The following is a 308-nucleotide window of genomic DNA, read 5'->3' on the forward strand; positions in this document are numbered from 1 at the left end:
CGCGGAGGGCGGCGGCCATGGCCTGCACCTGGTCGAAGGCGACCTGCTTCAGCGGCAGCTTGCCCTCGGCGCGGATCGCCGCGACCTCGGCCTTCACGGCCTTGGTGTCCCAGCGGTCCGCGTCGACGACGACCAACTCGGGCCCGTCGTCGAGGACCAGCTTGTGCGCGGCGGTCCCGAAGTCGAACGCGGCCTTGTACGGCTGCTGGTTGTCGAGGTGCCAGCGGAACGTGGCCGGGCTTTTGGTCGCGAGGCGGCGCACGCCGGTCGAGGAGAGGCTGCCGCCGGGCACCGGGTCGGCGTGGTAG

General features: G+C 72.7%; 1 pseudogene. It reads right to left on the reverse strand.

The window, feature by feature from the left end:
* A pseudogene (locus ADL12_RS26585) lies at nucleotides 1-292 on the reverse strand (PD-(D/E)XK nuclease-like domain-containing protein); the annotation flags it as partial.
* Nucleotides 293-308: the final 16 nt, after the last annotated feature.

It is taken from the genome of Streptomyces regalis (assembly GCF_001509475.1).
GTDB lineage: Bacteria > Actinomycetota > Actinomycetes > Streptomycetales > Streptomycetaceae > Streptomyces > Streptomyces regalis.